Source organism: Nonomuraea sp. NPDC005983 (assembly GCF_040614375.1).
In the GTDB taxonomy this organism is placed as follows: Bacteria; Actinomycetota; Actinomycetes; order Streptosporangiales; family Streptosporangiaceae; genus Nonomuraea.
Window position 1 is genome coordinate 1 of the sequence record NZ_JBEXUP010000064.1, and the last position, 22,515, is coordinate 22,515.

The window sequence follows — 22,515 nt, forward strand, 5'->3', positions numbered from 1 at the left end:
ACGACCACCTCCCAACGTTGAAGAGGCAGCCAGCCTGGCGGGTTTACGGCCGGAGATCAATTACCCGTCCGAGATTCGGTGACGGGCCACTAGCGGTCCAGGGCGGCCCACAGGCCGTCCGGCACGGGGTGCTCCAGCGCCCGGAGGTCGGACGTGACCTGCTCCGGTTCGTGCGCGCCCACCAGGACGGAGCGGACCGCCGGGTGCCGCAGCGGGAACCGCAGGGCAGCGGCCGTCAGCGGCACCCCGTGCTCGTCGCACGCCCGGGCGATCCGCCTGATCTCCGGTGAGGCGTCCGGGGGCGGGGTGACCAGGTCGCCGCGGTGCAGCAGGCTGGCCGCGACGACCGGGACGGCGCGTTCCCAGCAGAGCGGCAGCAGCTCCTCGAAGGCCGAGCGCCGCAGCAGGGTGCACTGGTCGGCGGCCAGCAGCACGTCCGGGTCGGCGTGCTTGACGAAGTCCACCAGCATGCGCGACTGGTTCATGCCCACCCCGATGGCGCGTACGACGCCCTGGGAGCGCAGGTCCGCCAGGGCGGGGTAGGCCTCGTCGAGGGCCTGGGGCCAGTGGCGGTCGGGGTCGTGGATGAGGAGGATGTCGACGCGGTCCAGGCCGAGCCTGGCCAGGGACTCCTCGACGCTGCGCAGCACGCCGTCCCGGGTGAAGTCCCACTCGACGTGCCGGTCGTCGCTGACGGCGAAGATGCCGGGGCCGCCGGGCCCCGGGCGGACCAGACGGCCGACCTTGGTCGACAGGACGTACTCGGCCCGGGGACGGCCGCGCAGGGCCCGGCCCATCCGCTGCTCCGACAGGCCGAGGCCGTAGAAGGGGGCGGTGTCGAAGTACCGGACCCCGGCCTGCCAGGCCGTGTCGACGACCGCCTCGGCCTGCTCGTCCGAGATGGGGTGGAGGTAGTTGCCGAGCGGGCCGCCGCCGAGGCCCACCCGCGGGAGTGCCAGGGTCATGAGGCGGGCTCCAGGTGGAGCCAGGTGGTCACCACCTCCGTGACGGCCTCCAGGTGGTGGTCCTCGCCCGCTTCGACGATGAGGACGTCACCGGCGGCGAAGGGGGAGGTCTCGCCGTCGATGTGGACGTGACCGGACCCGGCGAGGATGAGGAAGATCTCGGGGGCGGGGTGGGTGTGCGGGCCCTTGTCGTGGCTGATGTCGCCGGGGGCCAGCGTCGAGACGCCGCCCGTGTCGACCCGGTACCCCGGCAGCGAGACCCCCGCTCCCCAGTCGGCCAGCGTGCTCCTACGCATGGACACCCGCCTCCTTGGCCGCCCGGTCGATGGCGGCCAGCTCGTCGTCGGTGAAGTCGAGCCGGTCCACGGCCGCGACGTTGGCTTCGAGCTGCTCCGGACTGGACGCTCCCACCAGCACGGACGTGACCCGCGGGTCGCGCAGCGCCCACGCCAGGGCGAGCTGTGCCACGCTCTGCCCGCGCGAGGCCGCCAGCTCGCCCAGCCCGCGGACGAACGCCGGCACCTCGGGCGTGACCCGCTCCGGCGTGAGGAACCGGCCCTCCGCCGCCCTGGAATCGGCCGGGATGCCGTCGAGGTAGCGGTCGGTGAGCAGGCCCTGCGCCAGCGGCGAGTACACCACGCAGCCGACACCCTCCTGTTCGAGCACGCCGAGCAGGCCGTCCTCGATGCGCCGGTTCAGCAGCGAGTACGGCGGCTGGTGCACCAGCAGCGGGGTGCCCAGCGCGCGCAGCAGCCCGGCCTCCTCAGCCGTGCGCTCCGGCGAGTAGTTGGAAACGGCGGGCAGCTTGAGCCCGCTCCTGCCACAGTTCCGGTACGGCTGGCGCTCGTACTTTCCAGCGGTGTCCACGTGCTACCTTCCCGCGATGCCGGTGAGGGTGACGCCCCTGATGAACGTCTTCTGGGCGATGAAGAACAGGACGAGGATGGGGACCAGCGCGATGATGGCGACCGCCATCATCTGGTTGTACTGCGTCGCGTACTGGTCGGAGAACATGCCGAGGCCCAGCGGCAGCGTGAACTTCTCCGTGGTGCGCAGGTAGATGACCGGTTCCAGGTACTGGTTCCAGTTGCTCACGAAGGAGAACAGGCAGATCGCGGCGATCGCCGGCTTCGACAGCGGCAGCATGATCCTCCACAGGATCCGCAGCTCGGACGCGCCGTCGATCCTCGCCGCGTCGATGAGCTCCTGCGGGACCGTGGTGAAGAACTGGCGCAACAGGAAGATGTAGAGGGCCACGCCGAAGAACTCGGGCACCACCAGCGGCAGGTACGTGTCCACCCAGCCGAGCTTGGAGAACAGGATGAACTTCGGCACCAGCGTGATCTCTCGGGGGATCATCATGGTGGCCAGCAGCCCCGCGAACATCACCCCGGCCAGGCGGGCCCGCATCCGGGCGAACGCGTACGCGGGCAGGATGCAGGAGATCAGGTTGCCCAGCATCGACAGCGCGGTGATCACCACCGTGTTGAGCAGGAACCGGCTGAACGGCAGCGACCCCGACCAGGCGCGCGAGTAGTTCTCCCAGTGGTAGGAGTCGGGGAACCACTGGGGCGGGAAGGCCAGGTTGGCCTCGTCCGACTTCAGCGACGTGGTGAGCATCCACATGAACGGCAGCACGAAGATCGCCGTGGCGAACCCGAGCAGGACGTAGGCGCCGGCCCGCCGGACCTTCCTGATCCGTTCCACCTGCTCGGAGGTGAGGTTGCGGTTGACCACGGCGGGCGCCTTGGTGGCTACGAGCATGGTCGGCACCTCATTTGTCGAACTCGTAGTGGACCCAGCGTCTGGCCAGGACGAACTGGATCAGGGTGACGGCGATGATGATGACGAACATCGCCCACGACAGGGCGGCGGCGTAGCCCATGTCGAAGTAGACGAAGGCGTTGCGGTAGATGTACAGGCCCAGCACCATCGAGGCGTTGGCCGGGCCGCCCTCGGTCATCACCAGGATCAGCACGTAGCCCTGGAGCGCGGCGATGAACCCGGTCACCAGGTTGAAGAAGATGACCGGCGACATCATCGGCACCGTCACGTGCCAGAACCGGCTCCACCAGCCCGCGCCGTCGATCTCGGCCGCCTCGTAGAGCGTCTTCGGGATGCCCTGGAGTCCGGCGAGGTAGATGACGATGGTGTTGCCGGCGCCCCACACGCTCATCAGCACCAGGCCCGGAATCACCCACTCCTGCGAGGCCAGCCAGCCGGGGCCCTGGATGCCGACCGAGGCCAGCAGCTTGTTGATCAGGCCGTAGTCGGGGTGCAGGATGTTCATCCAGAGCAGCGCGGTCGCCAGGCCCGACAGCACCGACGGCATGTACATCACGGTGCGGAACAGCCCCTGCAGGCGCAGCGGCTGGTTGAGCAGCAGTGCCAGCAGGAACGTGAACGTGACGCCGAGCGCGACCGACCCGAGGCCGTACTGGAAGGTGTGCTGGATCGACTCCCAGAAGTCCGCGTCGTTGAACATCCGCCGATAGTTGGCCAGCCCCACCCACTTGGGCGACTTCAGCAGGTTCCAGTCGGTGAAACTGATCGCGACGGCGGCCAGGATGGGGCCCGCGGTGAACAGGACGAACCCGATCAGCCACGGCGAGACGAACAGGTGGAAGCGCCGCGCCTCGCGCCGGGCCAGGGTGTTCTGGCGGCGCCCGCCGACAGCGAGGGAGGTCATGCGATCTTGTTCTGGGCCAGGAGGGGGGTGACCTTGCCGGCGATCTCCTGGAGCGCCGTCTTGGCGTCGACCTTGCCGATCATGGCCCGCTCCCAGATGGGCTTGGCCATGTCGACCACCTTCTTGGTCGCGGCCAGGTGCAGTACGCCGTCACTGGTGGCGTAGTCGGCCAGGATCTCCTTGACCAGTTCCGCCGTCTCCTTCGGGATGCCCAGGGCCTCGGCGTTGGGCAGCCACGCCGACTGGCGGGCGGGCGAGCTGATCCGGCGGAACTGGTAGCCGGACGCGGACAGGTATTCGTGCATGTAGATCCAGGCGGCGTCCTTGTTCTTGGAGCTGGACGCCATCACCAGCGCGCTGCCCACGGCCGGGCTGAAGCGGCCCTTGGGGCCCTTGGGGATGTGCGTGGCGCCCCACTGGAACGCCTTCTGCTTGGCCAGCTCGGTCATCAGCCACGCGCCGTTGATGTGCATGGCGGCGTGCCCGGTCTTGAACGGCTCGACCTTCTGCAGGAGCTGCTGGTCGGCCAGGCTCGGCGTGACCTTGTCCTTGGTCAGCAGGTCGAGCCACCTGCTCATGGCCGCCACGCCCTCGGGCTGGTCGATGAGCACCTGTGACTCGTCGCCGCTGAGGAAGCGGGCGCCGAACGCCATGAGGAAGACGGTCGACAGGTCCGGTGAGATCGTGGGCGACGGCGATAGGCCGAAGATCTTCTCCACACCGGAACCGCTGGTCATCTTCTTGGCGACCTCGATCAGCTTGTCGAAGTCCCAGTCCTTGTCCGGGTAGGCGATCCCGGCCTTGTCGAACAGGGTCTTGTTGAAGAAGAGCAGCTTGGGAGCCATGTCGGTGGGCAGGCCGTACAGCTTGCCGTCGCGCTTGAAGTAGGCCAGGCCGCTCTCCGGCAGGTCCTTCATACCGAAGTCCGGCGTCTTGGCGATGTAGGAGTCCAGGGGGTCGATGATGCCGTTGGAGATGAAGTTCTGCGTCCAGGAGTAGTGGTTGTAGAGCACGTCGGGCAGGGTGCCGCCGGCGGCCTGCGCCATGTACTTGGTGAGGAAGTCGTCGACGGTCGCCGTGGTCTCGCGCTTGATCTCGATGTTCGGGTGCCGCTTGTTGAAGAAGAAGTCGAACTGGACGTTGCGCACCTCCGCCAGCACGTCGGCGGTCTGCGCGACGGTGAGGACGACCTTGGACGCCGGGTCCGGCACGTTCGTCTTCGGCCACGTCAGCGCGTTGTTGAGCTGCTCGGCCTCCGCGAACGGCCAGGAGTCGTTGCCCGGGCGGTTCGGGTCGAGCGTCTGCACGCCCGACTTGACCGGGGCGGCGGCCTGCTTCTGCCGGCGGGTGTCGCCCGCGCAGGCTGACAGGACGGGCACGGCAGCGGCCGCCACCGCGAGGGCCAGCATCTGGCGACGGTTCATCTCCATGGGGGGCCTTTCAGAGGAAGAGCTCGATCACCGGCACGGCCACGTCCGGGCGCTGGACCGGGAGCTGCAGGGTGAAGGTGCCGGGTGGCAGCGCGCCCAGCTTGGTGTGCCCGCTGTCCTGGGCCGGGTCGGGGACCAGGGTGCGGATCTCCGAGGCGTCGTTGAGCAGCTGCGCGTAGCGGACCTTGCCCGCCAGCCCCGGCAGGTGCAGGTGCCGGTACGGCCAGGCGAAGAGGTGGACGTAGAGCCGGTCGCCGCGTTGCGTGTAGCGGCAGTCCGGTGGCGCCTCGAAGGCGCTCGGCCCCGCGCCGTAGATGGAGCGGCCGTGCAGGCGCGTCCAGTCGCCGATGCCGCGCAGCGTCTCCAGCGCCCGGGGGTCGAAGGCGCCGCGCCCGTTCGGGCCGACGTTGAGCAGCAGGTTGCCGTCCTTGGAGACGGTGTCGACCAGCATGCGCACGAGCAGGTCGACGGGTTTGTAGTCGAGGTTGTCGCGGTCGTAGCCCCAGCTTCCGTTGAGCGTCTGGCAGGCCTCCCAGGCCTGCGCGGGAGGGGAGGTGGGCTGGTACTGCTCGGGGGTGGTGAAGTCGCCGGGGATCTCCAGCCTGTCGTTGATCAGGATCCCTGGTTGCAGCCGGCGGACCAGCGCCGCGAGCTCCTCCGACCGCCAGTCGACCGCGCCCTTGCCGCCGGGCGTGAGCCGGCCGTTGCGGACCCGTTTGGCGTAGGAGAAGTCAAACCACATGGTGTCGATGCGGCCGTAGCGGGTCAGCAGCTCTTCGACCTGGCCATGTAAATAGGCCTGATATTTCTCGATGTTTCGGTCTTTATTGGATAAATCGCCAGTCCAGGCGGGATGCAGCCCGTCGACAGGGAAGTGCGGGTGGTGCCAATCGATCAGCGAGTGGTAGAAGCCCACCCCGAGGCCGCGGGCGCGGAAGGCGTCGACGATCGGGCCGACGAGGTCCTTGCCGTGCGGCGTGTTCGCGGCCGAGTAGTCGGTGAGCGCCGAGTCCCACAGGCAGAAGCCGTCATGGTGCTTGGTGGTCAGCACCATGTACCGCATGCCCGCGCCCGCCGCCGCTTCGGCCCAGGCGTCCGGGTCGAACAGGTCGGGGGCGAAGTGGTCGAAGTAGGGCTGGTACTGCTCGTCCGTCAGGCGCTCGCGCTGCTTCACCCACTCGTGACGGGCGGCCGGCGCGTACAGCCCCCAGTGGATGAACAACCCGAACCGTTGCTCCCTGAATTCGGCCAATCTTGCTGAAGAGATCCGATGACTAGGGGCGTGTATGGGCCCTTCTTCATCCAGTCCGTGGGGCATGGCCGTACCGTAGACCTGGTAATTAACTTCGTCAAGAATTGAATTGCAATCGCCTGCAACCTAAGCTCAGGCCCACTGTGAGGAGCGCTGCGGGCCCGGTGCGCACGGCCTCCCGTGGCTGGGGCGAGCGCTGGCGAGCGTCGTTCACTCCTCCTATCTCTTCTGGAGGGCCTTATGTCGAACTGGACGCTCGGTGACGAAGACCTGGAAGCGGTCGTGGCGCTTTCCGGCGCCGGCGAGCTGACGCTGGAGGTGCGGCGCGGCGGCCACGTCGTGGTGCGGCCGTCGCGGCTCGGGATCCGGGCCGCGCACGCCGATCTGGGCGAGGGGCTGGTCTTCGCCGGGCTGTCGGAGCAGGAGGTCGACGAGACCTACCGGACGGTGACGGGCAAGCGGCGCGAGCACCGCTACACCGCCAAGGAGTGGACGCTGTCGTTCACCAAGGGCGGGGACCGGCTCGACCTGCAGGTCAGGATCGGCGGACATGGGGTGGCGTACCGCTACACGGTGCCCTGGACCGGACCCGTCACGGTTTGCGAGGAAATTTCGGAGTATGTCGTCTCGGACGAGGCGCGGGCGGTGCTCCTGCCGTACGAGAACGGGCGCAGCGACTACGAGGAGATCCACCACCACACCACGGTCGGCGAGGCCGAGCGCATCCTGTACGGCTACCCGTCGCTGTTCCAGATCGGCGACACCTGGATGCTCGTCACCGAGTCGAACCTGGACAGCGGCTACGCCGGCTCCCGGCTGCGCTTCGACGGCGACGCCTTCAGGCTCGACCTGCCCGACCCGTACGTGACCTCGGCCAGCCCCCTGGTCACGCCCTGGCGGACGATGATCCTCGGCGACCTGGCCGCCATCGTCGAGAGCGACCTGGTGACCAGCCTGGCCGCGCCGTCTGAGATCGAGGACACGTCCTGGATCAGGCCGGGCGCGGCGGCCTGGTCGTGGTGGTCCGACGGGCCCTCGACCCGCGACCTGGACGCGCAGAAACGCTGGGTCGACTTCGCCGCCGCCAACGGCTGGCCGTACGTGCTCGCCGACGCCGGCTGGAACAAGGAGTGGATGCCCGAGCTGATCGCCTACGCCGCGGGCAAGGACGTCGGGATCTGGCTCTGGTCGCACTGGCAGCACGTCGACACCGAGCTGGAGCACCGCGAGAAGCTCGCCCTGTGGAAGGAGTGGGGCGCGGTCGGCGTGAAGATCGACTTCACCGAGTCGGACGGCCAGGACCGGATGCGCTGGTTCGACGCGATCCTGGCCGCCACCGCCAGGCTCCGGCTCATGGTCGTCTTCCACGGCGGCACCATCCCGCGCGGCACCGAACGCACCTGGCCGCAGTTCATGACCGCCGAGGCCGTCAAGGGCGCGGAGTGGATCAAGCCGAAGCCCGGCAAGCTGCCGCTCTACCAGCCGACCCACTACCTGTCGCTCGCGTTCACCCGCAACGTGCAGGGCCCGATGGACTTCACCCCGTGCACCTTCACCGCGGTTCGCACCATCTCGGCCGGGTTCGAGCTCGCGCTATCCGTGATCTTCGAATCCGGGATCCAGCACTTCGCCGACGGCATCGAGGCCTACCAGGCCCGGCCGGACGCGCTGCGGCTGCTCTCCGCCGTCCCCGCCGCATGGGACGACACGCGGCTGCTCTCCGGCGACCCCGCCGACCACATCCTCCTGGCCAGGAGGAGCGGCGGCGAGTGGTTCGTCGGCGCGGGCGTGTCGGGCGAGGCCCGCACGCTCACCGTGCCGCTCGACTTCCTCGGCGAGGGGGAGTGGGAGGCGGACATCTACCAGGACGCCCCTGACGACGGCATCCTCGCCGAGACGGTCACGGTCGCCGCCGGGGGCGAGCTCGACCTCGCCGTATCCGCCAACGGCGGGTTCACCCTCCACCTGAGGAGACCGACCACATGAGCAAGCGCCGGAGCGGCACCCTGGCCGCCTTGTCCCTCGCGCTGACCGCCACCGCCCTGCCAGCCACCGCCCTGCCAGCCACCGCCCTGCCAGCCACCGCCCTGCCGGCGTCGGCCGATCCGGACGTCCACCAGCCCCGCTGGGAGCTGCGCTGGAACCCGAGCCCGGCCAAGGACGGCGTCAACGCCTTCGAGGCGCTGGAGGACGACCGGCGCGGCTCGCACCCGGAGGGGCTGCCGCACGTCAGCGCCGGCAGGGACGCCTGGCGGTTCACCGCGCATCTGGAGGACCGCGACGGCTCCGACCGGATGCGCAACGAGGTCCGCGGGATGCGCGCGCACGACGGCACGCCGCTGGAGATCCGCAAGGACCAGACCTGGCGGATCTCCTACCAGATGTACATCCCCGACACCCTGGACGCCACCACCGGCTTCACCCACATCTGGCAGCTCAAGAACTCCGACGTCGGCACCCCGATCGCGCAGATCTCGCTGCCGGTCATCGGCGGCGTGCAGAAGATCGCCGCCCGCTACTGGACGCTGGAGGACAACAAGTCGCACGACTTCGCCACCACCGACCTGGAGCCGATCCAGAACAAGTGGGTCACCACCACGATCGAGTTCAACTCGGGCGACGACGGCTACCTGCGCTGGGTGCTCCAGGACGGCCGCCGGACCATCGTCGACCAGCGGGCCGACAACATCGACCTGTGGTGGACCCAGGAGCAGTACAACCGGCCCAAGTGGGGCATCTACCGCAGCATCAAGAGCGCCGGGCTGCAGGAGACCTACCTGCTCGTCAGGGACCTCAAGGCGTGGCAGCTCGGCCCGGCGACCCCGCCGGTCACGCTGCCGCCACCCGACAGGAGCCCCGGCGCGTACGAGGCCGAGCGGGTCGGCAACGTGTGGGAGGGCGCGGCCGAACCCGCCTACTGCGCGGTCTGCTCCGGCGGGCGCAAGGTGATCCTGATCGGCGGCAACGTCTACGACTACGCCGTGGTCAAGGGCGTGCTGTCGGAGACCACCGGCACCAGGCAGATGACCGTGCACGCGCTGGTGGACGGCGCGCAGTCGTTCCGGGTCAGCGTCAACGGCGCCGACTCCTTCGAGGTGCCGATGACCGGGACCAAGGACGCCGTGACCACCGCCACCGTCCCGGTGAACCTGGTGGCCGGGGTCAACACGCTCCGCTTCTTCGACCTCAACGCCCGCGGGCCGGAGCTGGACAAGATCGTCATCAAGTAGCCCCCTTGCGCGGCCCGCGCCCGGCCGGGCGCGGGCCGTCCCCCCAGAGAGAGGCACCCTCATGGCACTCGACCTCACCAGGCGCGGGCTGCTCGTGGCCGGTGGCGCGCTGGCGCTCACGGCGGCGGCCGGCGGCACGCCCGCGAGCGCGGCGACGTTCTGGCAGTCCAAGCTGGTGTACTACGACAAGCGCGGACGGCTCGGCTACGGGCAGGACGCCGAGGGCAACCGCATCCCCGACTTCAGCCACGCGGGCTACCGCAACGGGGAGCGGCCGATCCCGCACGTCCCGGTCGTCAGGACGATCAGACCGGTCGAAGGCGACAACACGCAGCACATCCAGGCGGCGCTGGACGCCGTCGCGGCCCTGCCCAGGGAGCGGCGCGGCGCGCTGCTCCTGCTGCCGGGCCTCTACCCGGTCGCCGGCACGCTGTACGTGCGGGCCGACGGGATGGTGCTGCGCGGCGTCGGTGACGGCGAGGACCCTGCCGGCAACACGATCATCAGGGCCACCGGGAACAACCCGAAGGACCGGGACGTGATCGTCGTCGGTGGGGCCGGGGGCGGGGGCTGGGCCGGGGAGGTGCCGGGAACCCGCACCGACATCACCACGGACTTCGTCCAGGTGGGGTCGCGTGAGTTCGAGGTGGCGAACGCGGGAGGGCTGCGCCCCGGGGACAACGTCGTGATCTACCATCCCTGCTCGGAGGAGTGGCTCAAGGCCGTCGACTACGGCGGCCACGACGTCGGCCCGGCGTGGAAGGTGGGGGAGCACCCGATCATCTACAACCGCTACATCCGCGAGATTTCCGGAAATGTCGTGAAGATCGATGTTCCGGTGTTCAATCACCTGAATCGCGCGCTCGCCACGTCCTCCGTCTACACGTGGGACCGGGCCGGGCTCGTCACCCAGGTCGGGGTGGAACGGCTCCGGGTGGACATCGAGTACCACGGCGACCCCGAGCAGGACGAGGACCACGCCTACAACGCGATCCTGCTGCTGCGCACCGAGGACTCCTGGGTGCGCGACTGCACGATGCTGCACTTCACCCAGGCCGGGGTCGCCACCCAGGAGACGACGCGGGCCACCGTGCAGAACTGCCGTGCGATCGACCCCGTCAGCATCGTCACGGGCAGCAGGCGCTACAACTTCAACACCTACGTCCACTCGCAGCAGATCCTGTTCCGCGACTGCTACGCCTACAAGTCCAGGCACGCCTTCGTCACCAACGGCCACAGCACGGTGTCGGGCGTCGTCTTCCTGCGCGGTACGGCCGAGTACGCGCTCAACTCCAGCGAAGGGCATCGCCGCTGGTCGCAGGGCCTGCTCTACGACGGGCACCGCGACATCGACCCGCACTACGACTACACGCTCGGCCTGTACAACCGGGGCCGCTACGGCACCTCGCACGGCTGGTCGGCCGCGCACTCGGTGGCCTGGAACTGCGACGTCTCGACCAGCAGGCTGATCGTGCAGAAGCCGCCGACGGCGCAGAACTACGCCATCGGCTGCCGCGGGACGATCACCGGCGACGGCCCCTTCAAGCAGCCCGAAGGCTACATCGAGGGCGCCAACCAGCCCGGCCTGACGCCGCCCTCGCTGTATGAGGCCCAGTTCCTCGACCGGCTGCGGAAGGCTCCCAGCTAATGTGACCGACTGGTCCGGCGGCGGTCGGGTACGGCCATGGTCAGGGAGACGGGCGGGTTGCGCGCCGACGCCGCGCGCAACCGGCGGCTGCTGCTCGACGCCGCCCAGGACGCGTAGGAGCGGGCGCCGCACACGCACGACACGGCGGCGGTGATGCCGTGATCGCCACACCTTTGTTGACTCATCGTCGTAGCTTGACTACTTCACGTGACAGATTGTGACGTGGTTGATACTGGTGAAGCATGAGCAACCTCCTGGTAATCGCGCTCATCCCGTACGTCCACGTCGCTCCGCCGCCGCCGGCGTTGCCGGAACCGGCCGGGCTGGCCGACTCCCGCAGCCTGCTCACAGACCTCAGGGTGGGCCGGGCGGGCTCGCTGAAGGGCTACCGTCACGACCGGTTCCTGCCCGGGTGGGGCAGGCAGTACGGGGCCTGCGACACCCGGGAGATCGTGCTGAAGCGCGACGGCCGCGGCGTCCGCCGCGACCGCTCCTGCCGCGCGGTCCGCGGCGTCTGGTACAGCCGCTACGACGGCAGGAAGCTCACCAGCACGGCCCAGATCGACGTCGACCACCTCGTGCCGCTGGCCAACGCCTGGATCTCGGGTGCGAACACCTGGAACGCCGCCCGGCGCCGCGCCTTCGCCAACGACCTGAAGCGCCCCGAGCTCGTCGCCGTCAGCGAGAAGGTCAACCTCGCCAAGGGCGGCCACAGCCCCGCCAACTGGCGTCCGCCGGTGAGGGGCTACTGGTGCACCTACGCCCGCTCCTGGATCACCGTCAAACACCACTACGACCTGCGCGTGACGCCCCGGGAGAAGAAGGCCCTGGGCAACATGCTCCGCACCTGCCGCTAGCGATCGAGCCTGAGCAGCCCTCCGGTGGGGACGGTGACGGGGTGCAGGCCGGGGGAGAGCGACACGGGGCCGGAGCTCACGGTCCGGCCCTGGCAGTCGAACACGGTGGCCTGCGCCGTGCCGGGCGTGCGGACCCTGAGGAGCACGTCTGTGCAGGCGTCGGCGTTGGCCACCCAGAGCGTGCCCGTGGCGGGCGCCTCGACGGGCAGCGGGGCGTAGCGGGCCGTGATCACCTGATCGCCGGCGCTCGCGGTGACCTGGGGGTAGCCGAGGTCGGGGCGGGCCGGCTGGAAGTCGCCGTGCTGGAGCACGTCCGCGTGCTCCCTGAAGAAGGCGAGCCAGAAGCGGAGCGTCTCGGTCTGCTCCGGTGTCTGGGCGGTCAGGTCCACCGAGATCTGCGGCACCGCGAACAGCACGTTGACGAGCTGCGCCGCGACCTGCTCCGGGCTCTCCGACGGGTGCCACATCAGCATGTCGGCGTGGACGGCCAGCGGCCCCGCGATCAGCCGCAGGTCCACCGTGCGCTGCCGGTTGTGCGCGGGGCTCAGCGGGCAGTCGGACGCCCGGATCATCGTCGCGTGCGGCCACAGCCCCGGGCTCACGTACGGCTGGCGCAGCTCGACGAGGCACTCGCGCGGCAGCAGGGCCAGCAGCCTGCGCACGCCCTCGTTGACCGTCTCGCAGTCGGCCTCGGGCCCGGGCGCGGGCGGGTCGTCCACGGCGAACTGGTCGATGAAGTCGATCTTCAGGCCGTCCATGCCCCACTCCTGGACGGCCCGCGACAGATGGCCCGCCAGCAGCTCGCGGACGTACGGGTAGCGCGGGTCCACGATGACCGCGTTCATGTGCTCCTTGTACGTCAGCGTGTACGGCTGGACGCGGTCCCACAGGGCGGTGTGGCGGCCGACGAACGGCAGCGCGTACCACAGCAGGTAGGCCAGCCCCTCGTCCCTGACCCGGGCGACGTGCCGGGAGATGTCGGGGAAGGCCGCGGCCGACGGCTCCCACTCGCCGACGTAGCCGTACCCCCGCCCCCGGTCGTCGCTGTGCCACCCGTCGTCCACGATGATCATCTCGCAGCCCAGCCCGGCCGCGGGGCCGGCCTGCCGCTCCACGCCGGCCGTGTCCACGTGCTGCTGCATCGCGTACCACGTCGAGTAGGCGGGCATCCGGGCGAGGCGTGGCACGTCCGGCACGGGTTCGGCGCGTAAGCGCCACCAGGCGGCCACGTCGGCCAGCGTGGTGGCGAAGGGGCGGCGGCTCAGGTCCAGCCGGAGCACCAGCCCGGCCGCGGGGGCCGCGTCGTGCTCGGCCCAGAACCCGAAGTCGCCGGTCTCCTCCACCACCCCGGTGCGCGTGCGCACCGGCCTGACCACCTCGCCCACCGCGTAGGTGCACACGGCCACGTCGCCGGCGCCCACCAGGCACCCGACCGGGGCGTTCTTCTCCAGCGCCGCCGTGCGCGGCTTGCGCCAGAACGGCGGCAGGCCCCGGTGCTCGCCGCCGTCGGCGGCCCAGAACGCCGTCACGTCCACGCAGGGCACCCGCCAGGCCACCCGGACGACGGCGGGCCTGTCGGGTGTGATCTCCACCTCCACGACCCCGTCGGCGAGCTCGGTGACCGTCCACGCCGGCTCGGCCGCGGCCGAGACCTCCAGCGTGACCCCCAGCCCCGTGGGAACGCGCACCTCCTGGCTCTCGGCCGGCGCGCTGTCGTGCGGTTGCCAGATGCCCGGCGCTGTCGTCACTGACGCTCCTGGAGGGTGAAGAGGGTCTGGATGGCGACGGCGGCCGCGCCGCGCGCCCACTGCTCGAAGGGGCGCGGCCGCAGGATCAGCGTGCAGTCGGCCGCCGCGCCGAACGCCTGGCTCGCGAACGACCGGCTGATCTGCTCCTCGAACCGGTCGTAGGACGCCAGCCCCTGGACGTCGCCGGTCACGATGATCCGCTCGGGGCCGACGAGGTTGGCCATGGCCGCCATGGCCAGGCCGATCGCGTGGCCCGCGCGGGCGAACACCTCGCCGGCCGCGGGGTCGCCCGCGTGCGCGGCGTCGATGGCGCCGTCGATGGTCAGCGTCGGGTCGCCGCAGGCCGCCCGGACCGCCGCCACGATCGGCGCGGTGCCCGCGACGGCCTCCACGCAGCCGCGCCCGCCGCAGTGGCACACGGGCTCATCGCCGCTCACCGGGATGTGCCCGATCTCCCCGGCCACGCCGTGCGAGCCGGCCACCACCCGGTCGTTCACCACCAGCCCGCAGCCGACGCCGACGCCGACCGTGACCAGCGCGAACGAGGACGCGCCGACGCCCTCACCGAACCACTGCTCCGCCACGGTGAGCGCCTTGACGTCGTTCTCGACCGTGACGGTCAGGCCGGTCGCCTCGGCGGCCAGCCGGGCCAGCGGCACCTGCCGCCAGCCGAGGAAGGGGGAGTAGCGCACCAGCCCGCCGGCCTTGTCGACGTCGCCGGAGACGGCCAGGCCGAGCGAGTGGCAGCGCTGGCCGTAGGCCGGGTCGGTGGCGAGCAGGTCGGCGACCAGCTCGGTCAGCTGTGCCAGCACGCCCTCGACCGTCGAGGCCGAGAGCGGGCGGTGCGCCGACACCAGCACCTGGGCGCGCAGATCGGTCACCACGCCGATCAGCTCGTCGTCGGTGATCTTCACGCCGGTGAAGAACTCGCGGTCGGGCCTGATGGCCAGCGGGCTCGCCGGACGCCCGGCGCCGGGCCCCGGGCGCTCGGTGGCCTCCAGCTCCTCCAGGTAGCCCGCCTTGATGAAGGGGCGGGCGGCCTTGGTGACGGCGGCCGAGGACAGCCCGGTGCGCCTGGCGATCTCCACCCTGGAGACGGGCCCCTGCGTCAGGACCATGGTGAACACGGTGGCCGCCGCGGGTGTGGTGAGCGGTGCGAGCATGGCAGGCATCGTATCAAATTAACTTCGTTAGGAAAGGAATTTGGCGAGCCGCCAAAGGGGGGCTGCCAACGCATAGTCGAGGTAATTAACTTCGTCAAGAATTGAATTGCCGACGGGTTGAACCTAGGCTCCGGGGCATGTCTTCGGTGACCTTCGACGCCGCCAGCCGCACGTACGTGCTGCGCACCCCCTCCACCTGCTACGTCCTCGGCCTGGACGACGGCGACGTGCCCGTCCACCTGCACTGGGGGCCGGAGCTGACCGTGGAGCAGGCCGTGACGCTGCCCCGCGAGCAGGCGCCCCCCGCCAGCAGCTTCGACGGCAGAAGGGCAGGGGAGGAGCTGGTCACCGAGGCGGGCGCCCGCTTCGACCCGCCCTCGCTGCAGATCGCCTTCCCCGACGGCGTGCGCGGCGTCGACTGGCGCCACCTCGGCCACACCATCGACGGGGGAGGGCTGACCGTCCGGTTCAGGGACGCGCTGCACCCCTTCGAGGTGGACCTGCACTACCGCGTGCACCCCGACAGCGACGCCGTGGAACGCTGGACCACCCTGCGCACCGAGGTGCCGGTGACGGTCCTGCGCTGCGACTCCGCCGCCTGGAGCGTTCCCGCGCTGCCCGGCTACCGGCTGAGCCACGCCGTCGGCGGGTGGAGCGCCGAGAACGGGCTGCGCCGCGTCGAACTGGCCGTGGGGGAGACCGTCCTGACGAGCCGGCGCGGGCTGAGCAGCCACCACGCCAACCCGTGGCTCATGCTCGACGGCGGCGACGCGACCGAGGAGCACGGCGAGGTGTGGAGCGGCGCGCTGGCCTGGAGCGGCAGTTGGCGCGTAACCGTCACCCACACCCCCTCCGGGCACGCGACCTGGACGGGCGGAGCCGGCCACGAGGGGCTCACCTGGCGGCTGGAACCCGGCGAGGAGTGGACCACGCCCGTGTTCTCGGGCGTGTACGCGCCCGACGGGTTCGGCGGAGCCAGCCGTCGCTGGCACGAGCACGTCGCCAGGCACGTCCTGCCCGTCCCCGACGAGCCGCGCCCGGTGCTCTACAACGCCTGGGAGGCCGTCGGCTTCGAGGCCGCAGAGGACAACCAGAAGGAGCTCGCCGCGCTCGCCGCCCGGGTCGGAGCCGAGCTGTTCGTGATGGACGACGCCTGGTTCGGCGGACGGACCAGCGACCGCGCCGGGCTCGGCGACTGGTGGCCCAACCCCGCCCGCTTCCCCCAGGGGCTGACGCCGCTCATCGACGAGGTGCACCGGCTCGGCATGCGGTTCGGGCTGTGGGTCGAGCCCGAGATGGTCAACCCCGACAGCGACCTGTACCGGGCGCACCCCGACTGGGTGCTGCACATGCCGGGACGCCCCCGCACGCTGCTGCGCAACCAGCTCGTGCTCAACCTCGCCCGGCAGGACGTCGCCGACTGGGCGCACAAGTGGCTGCACAAGCTCGTCGGCGAGCACGGGATCGACTTCCTGAAGTGGGACTGCAACCGGGCCTTCACCGAGGCGGGCTGGCCCGGCGGCCCCGACCAGGACCGGCTCTGGATCGAGCACGTCAGGTCCGTCTACTCGATCATGGACAGGCTCCGCGCCGACCACCCGCACCTGCGCATCGAGGCGTGCGCCGGCGGGGGCGGGCGCACCGACCTGGGCATCATGTCCCGCACCGACCAGGTGTGGACGTCCGACAACACCGACGCCCACGACCGCATCGCGATCCAGCGCGGCTTCAGCCAGATCTACCCCGCCCGCGCGATGGCCGCCTGGGTGACCGACAGCCCCAACCCGCTCACCCGCCGCCGCACCCCCCTCGCCTTCCGCTTCCACGTGGCCATGGCCGGGGCGCTCGGGCTCGGCGGCAACCTGCTGGAGTGGAGCTCCGCCGAGCTCGACGAGGCCGCCGCGCTGGTGGCCGCGTACAAGGACATCAGGCCCGTCGTCCAGTTCGGTACGCAGCACAGGCTGGAGTACGGCGTGCAGCACACGTTCGGCGACCGCGTGGTCGTGCTCGCCTGGCGCGGGCCCGTGGCGCACGGCGCCCCGCTCGTCCCGCTCCGCCTCCGCGCGCTCGACCCGCTCGGCCGCTATCGCGACGAGGACACCGGGCGCGTCCACCACGGGGCCGTCCTCATGTCGTCGGGGCTCGCCCCCGACCTGCCCAGAGGCGACTACGCCAGCGCCCTCGTCCGCCTGCGCAAGGAGAACCCGTGACGCGACGCGGCGGGCGAGCGTGCGCGGCTCAGCCGATGGTGTGCAGGCCGCGGATGGCGATGTCCGCGGCCCGGCTGACGGTCTCACGGATCTGCTCGTGCGAGTCGCCTCTGCTGAGGCTGACCATGACGGCCAGCTTCACCGCGCCGATCAGACCGCCCACCGCCGTCGCCGCCTCGACCTCGTCCAGCTCGTCGGGGTAGGCGTCGCGGAGGGCCTGGGCGAGCCTGAGCTGGGTGTCGAACAGCAGGTGCAGCGCCCTGGCCTGGAGCGCGGGGACCGTCGACAGGAGCCGCATCCGCACCGCGCTGTGCTCCAGCGAGAAGTCGTCCGCGCTCGCCCACATCAGCGCCGACCGGATCAGCCTCAGCAGCAGGTCGGCCAGCGGCTCGCCGGGCTCCCTGGACGCGAGGATCTCGAGCGTCCGCTCCATCCGCTCGTCGCTGTCGAAGAAGATCACGTCCTCTTTGCTCGCGAAGTAGCTGAAGAACGTCCGCGTCGACACCTCCGCCTCGGCGGCGATCTCGGCGAGCGTGGTCTCCTCGTAACCCCTCTCGTCGAACAGGCGGAGTGCGGCCTCGATCAGCGCCTGGCGCGTGCGCAGCTTCTTGCGCTCCCGCAGTCCCACCATGTCGGAACTCTACTGCACATCTTTGGGTTTTTCATCCATTGAAATTTTGCATTCGACGAGCTTTTCTGGAGTTGATGCCGAAAGGAGCGCACCGCATGTCCGAACTCACTTACCCCCTTGCCCGTCAACGCCCCTTCGACCCACCCGACGAACTCGCCGAGCTACGACAACAGGCGCCCATCCACCGCATGACCTACGCCGACGGCCACCAGGGCTGGCTCGTCACCGGCTACGCCGCCGCCCGGGCCGTGCTCGCCGACCCCCGCTTCAGCAACCGTCCGGAACGGATGCACCCACCCATCCCCGCGCGCCTGGACCTGACCAAAGAGATGCGCGAACAGTTCCGCGTCCCGCCCGGCTTCTTCCTGCGCATGGACGCGCCCGAGCACACCCGCTTCCGTAAGCTGCTCACCGGCCAGTTCACCGTGCGCAGGATGAAGCAGCTGGAACCCAGGATCGAGGAGATCACCGGCGCCTGCCTGGACCGGATGGCCGCCTCCGGCAAGCCCGTGGACCTGGTACAGGCCTTCGCGCTGCCCATCCCGTCGCTGGTCATCTGCGAGCTGCTCGGCGTCCCGTACGAGGACCGCGACCAGTTCCAGAACGACACCAAGGTGCTCGTCAACCTCGAGACCAAGGCCGTGGACGCGATCGCCGCGATGCAACGCGTCTCCGCGTACCTGTACGGGCTGATCCAGCGCAAACGCGCCAAGCCCGACGACGACCTGCTCGGCGGCCTCGTGGAGAGTGGCGAGCTGAACGACGAGGAGCTGACGGGAGTCGCGTTCCTGCTGCTGGTGGCGGGCCACGAGACCACGGCCAACATGCTCGGCCTCGGCACCTACGCCCTGCTCACCAACCCCGACCAGCTCGCCCTCATGCGCGACGACCCCTCGACCGTCGACAACGGCGTCGAGGAACTGCTGCGCTACCTCACGATCATCCACCTCGGCCCCGTCAGGAACGCCCTGGCGGACGTCGAGATCGAAGGCCGGCTCATCAAGGAGGGGGAGACCGTCACGATCTCCCTGGGGGCGGTCAACCGTGACCCCGAGCGCTTCCCCGGCGGCGACCACCTCGACGTCACCCGGCCGGCCGGCAGCCACCTGACGTTCGGCCACGGCATCCATCAATGCCTCGGTCAGCAGTTGGCTAGGGTCGAGATGCGCATCGGCTATCCAGCGCTGCTGCGCCGCTTCCCAGGCCTCCGCCTGGCCGTACCACCCGAGGAGGTGCCGATGCGCTCCGACATGAGCATCTACGGCGTGCACAGCCTCCCTGTCACCTGGTAGGTCAACGATGAAAATTACGGCAGACACGACGGTATGCATCGGCGCGGGCATGTGCGCCCTGACAGTGCCGCAGATCTTCGACCAGAGCGAGGACGAAGGAACCGTGGTGGTTCTGGACGAGACGCCGCCGGCGGAGCAGGAGGCCGCGGTCCAGCGCGCCGTGACCCTCTGCCCGTCGGGCGCGATCTCGGTGTCCTAGCACTCCGGCGACCTCGCGTCGCCAGACGACCGGCCGCCGCGTGACCACCCGATCGTGACGGCCGTGTCCGGGCGGTCGGAGGCGCTGCGCCGCGTAGCTCCTCCGACCGGTGAGCCCGAACCGGTGCCATGCCGCGCCCGCGCGCTGGACGTCAGCGCCCCCAGGGCCGCCGCGTCGCCCGCCGCCGCCCCCGGCCATCTGCTGCCCGCTGCTGCTGCCGTCCGATTAGGCGGCGCCGCGTGGCCCGTTGCGCTGCCCGGGTGCCTTCATCTGCTGCCTCCGCGCTGCGGTGCCTCCCCGTCCCCCGCCCCCGCCTGCCCGCAACCGGGTCGGGGCGTCGTGAGGCGTGCGGGCACTCTCACGACGCGACTTCGTCGAACCTGTGTTCGTGGAAGTGGTTGACACCGAGCGTGATCGAAATTATGTTCGACCTAGTGACGTGAGGCTCGCGGCTCACGTCGAAGGACCTGGTCGCGGGCCACGCTTCCCCCAAGCGAGACCCGCGATCAGGCTCCACGGGCGAAGGGCGTGTCCTCGTCGTCGGCGGAGACGATCGGGCGCGTCCTGGCCGGACGGGGTGAGGGGAAGCTCCTCGTCCGGCCAGCCCGGCGGAAATGTCGGTGGGGTCTGCAACTGTTGGCCTCACCGGCGGGACGCCGGGAGCCGCCATGACTCCAAGGAGGCGCGCAAGATGGCACCAAGGCTCAGCGATACGCCAGGGCCCCGGTTGTCGCCGGCGGTCCGGGCACATCTGACGGATTCTCGTTCCTGTCTGGCCGAGGCGGCGACAGCTCGCACCCCGGCGTCGCGCTATGTGGCAGCACACCTCGCGGCGTTGCGGGCGGCGGCGGCGATCCTGGCCGCCCGACCGCGTCCCATGGAGGGCCGCAGGCGGCGCCTCCGTAGCGCCTGGGAGCTGCTGCCGGAGGCGGAGCCCCGGCTGGCGGAGTGGGCTGCGTTCTTCTCGGTGAGCGCCGCCAAGCGCGCGGCCGCCGAAGCGGGCATGGTTCGTGGCGTCAGTGCCACCGACGCCGACGAACTCCTGGCGGAGGCGGAGACCTTCGTCACTGCGGTGGAGACTCTCCTCGGTGCCCCCGCCCAGTCCCAACTCCCGGTGAACGTCCCCCTGGCCGGCTGATATCCCCCTCCGGCCCGCTCCAGCCCGCTGTGGCTCCCCGGGCCTCGGGGCACAGCGCGTCCGTCAGGCGTGGGCGTTCCCTGGCCGTGCTGCACCAGGCGAAGTCGCACGCCATGCACTCGGGCCTGAACGCATGGGCGCTTCGGGGTGATGTTTCAGGTACTCGAAGACGGCACGGTTAGTGCTTACGGACTGGACCTCAGGTGCTTACTCAGCGAGGTCAGAGCGCTCCGGGGCTCGATGTTCAGATGTTTCCCCTCTGGCGGTGCCCCGGGTTGTTTACGCCGGCCTGATAGGAGAGTCCGGGCAGCGGTCAAGCGCTCGGTGATTGTTCTGGTGTTCTCCCGGCAGGCGCGTTCGGGCACTTATCGGCGGGCTGGGCAAGTGGGTGCGCGGGGCCGATGGCGGGATAGGGCCGAGACCATACAGTGGGCATATGGGGATGGTTGGGACGGTTGGGCTGGTGCTGCATCCGAAGCGCGACTCCAAAGAGGCGATCGACACCATCGTGAGGTGGGCCGCCGGCCACGGGGTCACCGTTCTCGGGCTGCACGAGGAGGTCGGACGGATCGACTGCACGGCCGTCGCGGTCGATGCCTGCACGCTGGTGGATCGTGCCGATCTGCTCGTGAGCCTGGGCGGCGACGGCACGATGCTGCGCACCATGCGGCTCATCGCGGGACGTCCCACGCCCGTCCTCGGAGTGAACCTCGGAAAGCTGGGCTTCCTCGCCGAGATCGACGTGGAGGAGTTGCCGGCGACGTTGTCGGCCATCGACCGTCACCACTACACGATCGAGCCCCGGATGGCGGTGCGCACCACGCTCGGCGGCCCGTTGGACGTGATCGCGTTCAACGACATCGCGCTGGCTCGCATCCCGGGTGAGGGGCTGGCCGCCGTGTTGGTCACCCCGGCGGGCGACCCGTTCGTCCGGTACGCGGCTGACGCGGTGATCGTGGCCACGTCCACCGGGTCCACCGCCTACAGCTTCTCGGCGGGCGGGCCTGTCGTCTCGCCGAGGGTGGCGGCGGTGCTGGTCGTCCCGGCGGCGGCGCACTCGGCGTTCAACCGGGCGCTGGTCCTGCCCGCCGACGAGGCGGTGACGCTGGAGGTGCTGCACAGCAGCGGCAGGCTGGCCGTCGAGGTCGACGGAGCGGTGGTCGGCCACCTGTGTCCAGGCGACAGCATCACGGTCACCGCCCTTCCGGCCGCGGCCCAGGTCGTACGGCTGGGCACGACGTTCTACGAGCGCGCCCGCCGCAAACTCCGCGTGGACGGCAGCATCGAAGCCTACTGAACACACACCAGCCGAACGCGCATCGGCTGGACGGGCCGTGGTCGCGGTGGCCGGAGGTGGGTCGGGGTGGCGGAAGGGGCGCGCCGGTGGGTGGCACGCCCCTCAAAGGTGCTCTCAGAAGGCCTCGACGGCCCTGCGGGCCTCGGCGTCGAGCACGCCCCAGCTGATGAGCTCCTCGGTCAGCTCGCTCGGCGACTTGTCATAGATCACGGCCAGGGAACGCAGGTCCTCCTGGCGGATCGACAGGACCTTGCCGTTGTAGTCACCACGCTGGCTCTGGATCGTCGCCGCGTAGCGGGCGAGCGCACCCGCCTTCTCCTTCGGCAGCGTGGCCAGGCGCTCCAGGTCGATCACGAGCTTGGGCGTCGGACCGAGCGGGCTGGGCGCGGCTCCGCCCGGCAGCAGCTCGGACACCGGCACCCCGTAGAAGTCGGCAAGTTCGGCAAGCTTCTGCACCGTGACGGCGCGGTCGCCACGCTCGTACGAGCCCACGACCACGGCCTTCCACCTGCCACGCGACTTCTCCTCGACTCCGTGCAGGGACAGGCCCTGCTGGGTGCGGATGGCGCGGAGTCGTGCACCCAGCGACTTTGCGTACTCAGACGGCATCGTGTGGCCCCCCGGCTCTCGTATGTATCGCTATCAGTAGATTGTGCTCCCTTGCGGCGTATGCCAGAGCCACCGGGGGTCCGGTGCCGAAAGGTCGGCACCATCGGTAGCCGAGGTTCCGGGTTTTACCCCAGAACGCCGCGCGGTGTGGTTACGC

Annotated in this window: 20 protein-coding genes and 1 pseudogene; 9 read left to right on the forward strand and 12 right to left on the reverse strand. The window is 70.3% G+C overall.

The features are described 5' to 3' along the window. Positions 1-89: 89 nt before the first annotated feature. The 7 genes and pseudogenes from ABZ297_RS25885 to ABZ297_RS25915 all read right to left on the reverse strand — a co-directional run bounded on the left by ABZ297_RS25885 (position 90) and on the right by ABZ297_RS25915 (position 6,336). Positions 90-965: an aldo/keto reductase gene (locus tag ABZ297_RS25885; protein ID WP_355350896.1), complete on the reverse strand. Its 876-nt coding sequence runs from the start codon at positions 963-965 to the stop codon at positions 90-92. After that, entirely contained in the window at positions 962-1,261 is a 300-nt protein-coding gene (locus ABZ297_RS25890; RefSeq protein ID WP_355350898.1) for a cupin domain-containing protein, read from the reverse strand. Before ABZ297_RS25890 ends, ABZ297_RS25885 begins: the two co-directional genes overlap by 4 nt. Then, positions 1,254-1,784: pseudogene (locus tag ABZ297_RS25895) on the reverse strand (aldo/keto reductase); the annotation flags it as partial. The gene ABZ297_RS25890 and the pseudogene ABZ297_RS25895, both read right to left, overlap by 8 nt. Before the next feature lie 51 nt (positions 1,785-1,835). Beyond that, positions 1,836-2,729, reverse strand: a complete 894-nt coding sequence (locus ABZ297_RS25900) for a carbohydrate ABC transporter permease (RefSeq protein WP_355350900.1) — start codon at positions 2,727-2,729, stop codon at positions 1,836-1,838. 10 nt (positions 2,730-2,739) lie between these two features. Then, the gene (locus tag ABZ297_RS25905; protein WP_355350902.1) at positions 2,740-3,654 is read right to left on the reverse strand and encodes a sugar ABC transporter permease; all 915 of its coding nucleotides are present in this window, start codon (positions 3,652-3,654) and stop codon (positions 2,740-2,742) included. Further along, a complete protein-coding gene (locus ABZ297_RS25910) occupies positions 3,651-5,078 on the reverse strand; it encodes a sugar ABC transporter substrate-binding protein (RefSeq protein WP_355350904.1) in 1,428 nt (475 codons plus the stop codon). Before ABZ297_RS25910 ends, ABZ297_RS25905 begins: the two co-directional genes overlap by 4 nt. A gap of 16 nt (positions 5,079-5,094) precedes the next feature. Continuing rightward, positions 5,095-6,336: an alpha-L-fucosidase gene (locus tag ABZ297_RS25915; protein WP_355350906.1), complete on the reverse strand. Its 1,242-nt coding sequence runs from the start codon at positions 6,334-6,336 to the stop codon at positions 5,095-5,097. Positions 6,337-6,576: 240 nt separating this feature from the next. Between ABZ297_RS25915 and ABZ297_RS25920 the strand changes: the two genes are divergently transcribed. The 3 genes from ABZ297_RS25920 to ABZ297_RS25930 all read left to right on the forward strand — a co-directional run bounded on the left by ABZ297_RS25920 (position 6,577) and on the right by ABZ297_RS25930 (position 11,214). Next, positions 6,577-8,322 (forward strand): glycoside hydrolase family 97 catalytic domain-containing protein, encoded by a 1,746-nt coding sequence (locus ABZ297_RS25920; RefSeq protein WP_355350908.1) that lies wholly within the window; start codon positions 6,577-6,579, stop codon positions 8,320-8,322. Next, positions 8,319-9,566: a hypothetical protein gene (locus tag ABZ297_RS25925; protein WP_355350910.1), complete on the forward strand. Its 1,248-nt coding sequence runs from the start codon at positions 8,319-8,321 to the stop codon at positions 9,564-9,566. Before ABZ297_RS25920 ends, ABZ297_RS25925 begins: the two co-directional genes overlap by 4 nt. A 61-nt stretch (positions 9,567-9,627) precedes the next feature. Then, positions 9,628-11,214 (forward strand): hypothetical protein, encoded by a 1,587-nt coding sequence (locus ABZ297_RS25930; protein ID WP_355350912.1) that lies wholly within the window; start codon positions 9,628-9,630, stop codon positions 11,212-11,214. Here ABZ297_RS25930 and ABZ297_RS25935 read toward each other — a convergent pair. Beyond that, positions 11,211-11,399, reverse strand: a complete 189-nt coding sequence (locus ABZ297_RS25935; protein WP_355350914.1) for a hypothetical protein — start codon at positions 11,397-11,399, stop codon at positions 11,211-11,213. The genes ABZ297_RS25930 and ABZ297_RS25935 overlap by 4 nt on opposite strands. Before the next feature lie 57 nt (positions 11,400-11,456). On the opposite strand from ABZ297_RS25935, the gene ABZ297_RS25940 reads away from it, so the two are divergent. Continuing rightward, a complete protein-coding gene (locus ABZ297_RS25940; RefSeq protein ID WP_355350916.1) occupies positions 11,457-12,071 on the forward strand; it encodes an HNH endonuclease family protein in 615 nt (204 codons plus the stop codon). Here ABZ297_RS25940 and ABZ297_RS25945 read toward each other — a convergent pair. Further along, positions 12,068-13,819 (reverse strand): glycoside hydrolase family 36 protein, encoded by a 1,752-nt coding sequence (locus ABZ297_RS25945; protein ID WP_355350918.1) that lies wholly within the window; start codon positions 13,817-13,819, stop codon positions 12,068-12,070. The two genes, ABZ297_RS25940 and ABZ297_RS25945, sit on opposite strands and share 4 nt — an antisense overlap. Further along, positions 13,816-14,982, reverse strand: a complete 1,167-nt coding sequence (locus tag ABZ297_RS25950) for an ROK family transcriptional regulator (RefSeq protein WP_355350920.1) — start codon at positions 14,980-14,982, stop codon at positions 13,816-13,818. Before ABZ297_RS25950 ends, ABZ297_RS25945 begins: the two co-directional genes overlap by 4 nt. Before the next feature lie 137 nt (positions 14,983-15,119). Here ABZ297_RS25950 and ABZ297_RS25955 point away from each other — a divergent pair, with 137 nt between their 5' ends. After that, the gene (locus ABZ297_RS25955; protein WP_355350921.1) at positions 15,120-17,192 is read left to right on the forward strand and encodes an alpha-galactosidase; all 2,073 of its coding nucleotides are present in this window, start codon (positions 15,120-15,122) and stop codon (positions 17,190-17,192) included. 28 nt (positions 17,193-17,220) lie between these two features. Here the strand turns inward: ABZ297_RS25955 and ABZ297_RS25960 are convergent, their stop codons facing one another. Next, positions 17,221-17,823 (reverse strand): helix-turn-helix domain-containing protein, encoded by a 603-nt coding sequence (locus tag ABZ297_RS25960; protein ID WP_355350923.1) that lies wholly within the window; start codon positions 17,821-17,823, stop codon positions 17,221-17,223. A gap of 95 nt (positions 17,824-17,918) precedes the next feature. Here ABZ297_RS25960 and ABZ297_RS25965 point away from each other — a divergent pair, with 95 nt between their 5' ends. The 4 genes from ABZ297_RS25965 to ABZ297_RS25980 all read left to right on the forward strand — a co-directional run bounded on the left by ABZ297_RS25965 (position 17,919) and on the right by ABZ297_RS25980 (position 21,749). Further along, positions 17,919-19,115, forward strand: coding sequence for a cytochrome P450 (locus tag ABZ297_RS25965; RefSeq protein WP_355350925.1), 1,197 nt, complete (start codon positions 17,919-17,921; stop codon positions 19,113-19,115). 7 nt (positions 19,116-19,122) lie between these two features. Further along, on the forward strand, positions 19,123-19,314 hold the full coding sequence (locus ABZ297_RS25970; RefSeq protein ID WP_355350927.1) for a ferredoxin: 192 nt from the start codon (positions 19,123-19,125) through the stop codon (positions 19,312-19,314). An 814-nt stretch (positions 19,315-20,128) separates the two neighbouring features. Further along, positions 20,129-20,452 carry an SAV_6107 family HEPN domain-containing protein gene (locus tag ABZ297_RS25975; RefSeq protein ID WP_355350929.1) on the forward strand — a complete coding sequence of 108 codons (324 nt, stop codon included), beginning with the start codon at positions 20,129-20,131 and terminating at the stop codon, positions 20,450-20,452. Positions 20,453-20,888: 436 nt separating this feature from the next. Continuing rightward, a complete protein-coding gene (locus ABZ297_RS25980; RefSeq protein WP_355350931.1) occupies positions 20,889-21,749 on the forward strand; it encodes an NAD(+)/NADH kinase in 861 nt (286 codons plus the stop codon). Positions 21,750-21,863: 114 nt separating this feature from the next. Here ABZ297_RS25980 and ABZ297_RS25985 read toward each other — a convergent pair whose 3' ends face one another. After that, positions 21,864-22,358: a transcriptional regulator gene (locus ABZ297_RS25985; RefSeq protein WP_138711987.1), complete on the reverse strand. Its 495-nt coding sequence runs from the start codon at positions 22,356-22,358 to the stop codon at positions 21,864-21,866. Positions 22,359-22,515: the final 157 nt, after the last annotated feature.

What these genes read in the sequence shown, in the direction of transcription:
- ABZ297_RS25900 (WP_355350900.1), bottom strand. Translation starts at nt 2,729, where the DNA reads ATGCTCGTAGCCACCAAGGCGCCCGCCGTGGTCAACCGCAACCTCACC.
- ABZ297_RS25960 (WP_355350923.1), bottom strand. Translation starts at nt 17,823, where the DNA reads ATGGTGGGACTGCGGGAGCGCAAGAAGCTGCGCACGCGCCAGGCGCTG.
- ABZ297_RS25920 (WP_355350908.1), top strand. Translation starts at nt 6,577, where the DNA reads ATGTCGAACTGGACGCTCGGTGACGAAGACCTGGAAGCGGTCGTGGCG.
- ABZ297_RS25980 (WP_355350931.1), top strand. Translation starts at nt 20,889, where the DNA reads ATGGGGATGGTTGGGACGGTTGGGCTGGTGCTGCATCCGAAGCGCGAC.
- ABZ297_RS25925 (WP_355350910.1), top strand. Translation starts at nt 8,319, where the DNA reads ATGAGCAAGCGCCGGAGCGGCACCCTGGCCGCCTTGTCCCTCGCGCTG.
- ABZ297_RS25970 (WP_355350927.1), top strand. Translation starts at nt 19,123, where the DNA reads ATGAAAATTACGGCAGACACGACGGTATGCATCGGCGCGGGCATGTGC.
- ABZ297_RS25905 (WP_355350902.1), bottom strand. Translation starts at nt 3,654, where the DNA reads ATGACCTCCCTCGCTGTCGGCGGGCGCCGCCAGAACACCCTGGCCCGG.
- ABZ297_RS25935 (WP_355350914.1), bottom strand. Translation starts at nt 11,399, where the DNA reads ATGAGTCAACAAAGGTGTGGCGATCACGGCATCACCGCCGCCGTGTCG.
- ABZ297_RS25890 (WP_355350898.1), bottom strand. Translation starts at nt 1,261, where the DNA reads ATGCGTAGGAGCACGCTGGCCGACTGGGGAGCGGGGGTCTCGCTGCCG.
- ABZ297_RS25885 (WP_355350896.1), bottom strand. Translation starts at nt 965, where the DNA reads ATGACCCTGGCACTCCCGCGGGTGGGCCTCGGCGGCGGCCCGCTCGGC.
- ABZ297_RS25940 (WP_355350916.1), top strand. Translation starts at nt 11,457, where the DNA reads ATGAGCAACCTCCTGGTAATCGCGCTCATCCCGTACGTCCACGTCGCT.
- ABZ297_RS25950 (WP_355350920.1), bottom strand. Translation starts at nt 14,982, where the DNA reads ATGCTCGCACCGCTCACCACACCCGCGGCGGCCACCGTGTTCACCATG.
- ABZ297_RS25910 (WP_355350904.1), bottom strand. Translation starts at nt 5,078, where the DNA reads ATGAACCGTCGCCAGATGCTGGCCCTCGCGGTGGCGGCCGCTGCCGTG.
- ABZ297_RS25955 (WP_355350921.1), top strand. Translation starts at nt 15,120, where the DNA reads ATGTCTTCGGTGACCTTCGACGCCGCCAGCCGCACGTACGTGCTGCGC.
- ABZ297_RS25985 (WP_138711987.1), bottom strand. Translation starts at nt 22,358, where the DNA reads ATGCCGTCTGAGTACGCAAAGTCGCTGGGTGCACGACTCCGCGCCATC.
- ABZ297_RS25930 (WP_355350912.1), top strand. Translation starts at nt 9,628, where the DNA reads ATGGCACTCGACCTCACCAGGCGCGGGCTGCTCGTGGCCGGTGGCGCG.
- ABZ297_RS25965 (WP_355350925.1), top strand. Translation starts at nt 17,919, where the DNA reads ATGTCCGAACTCACTTACCCCCTTGCCCGTCAACGCCCCTTCGACCCA.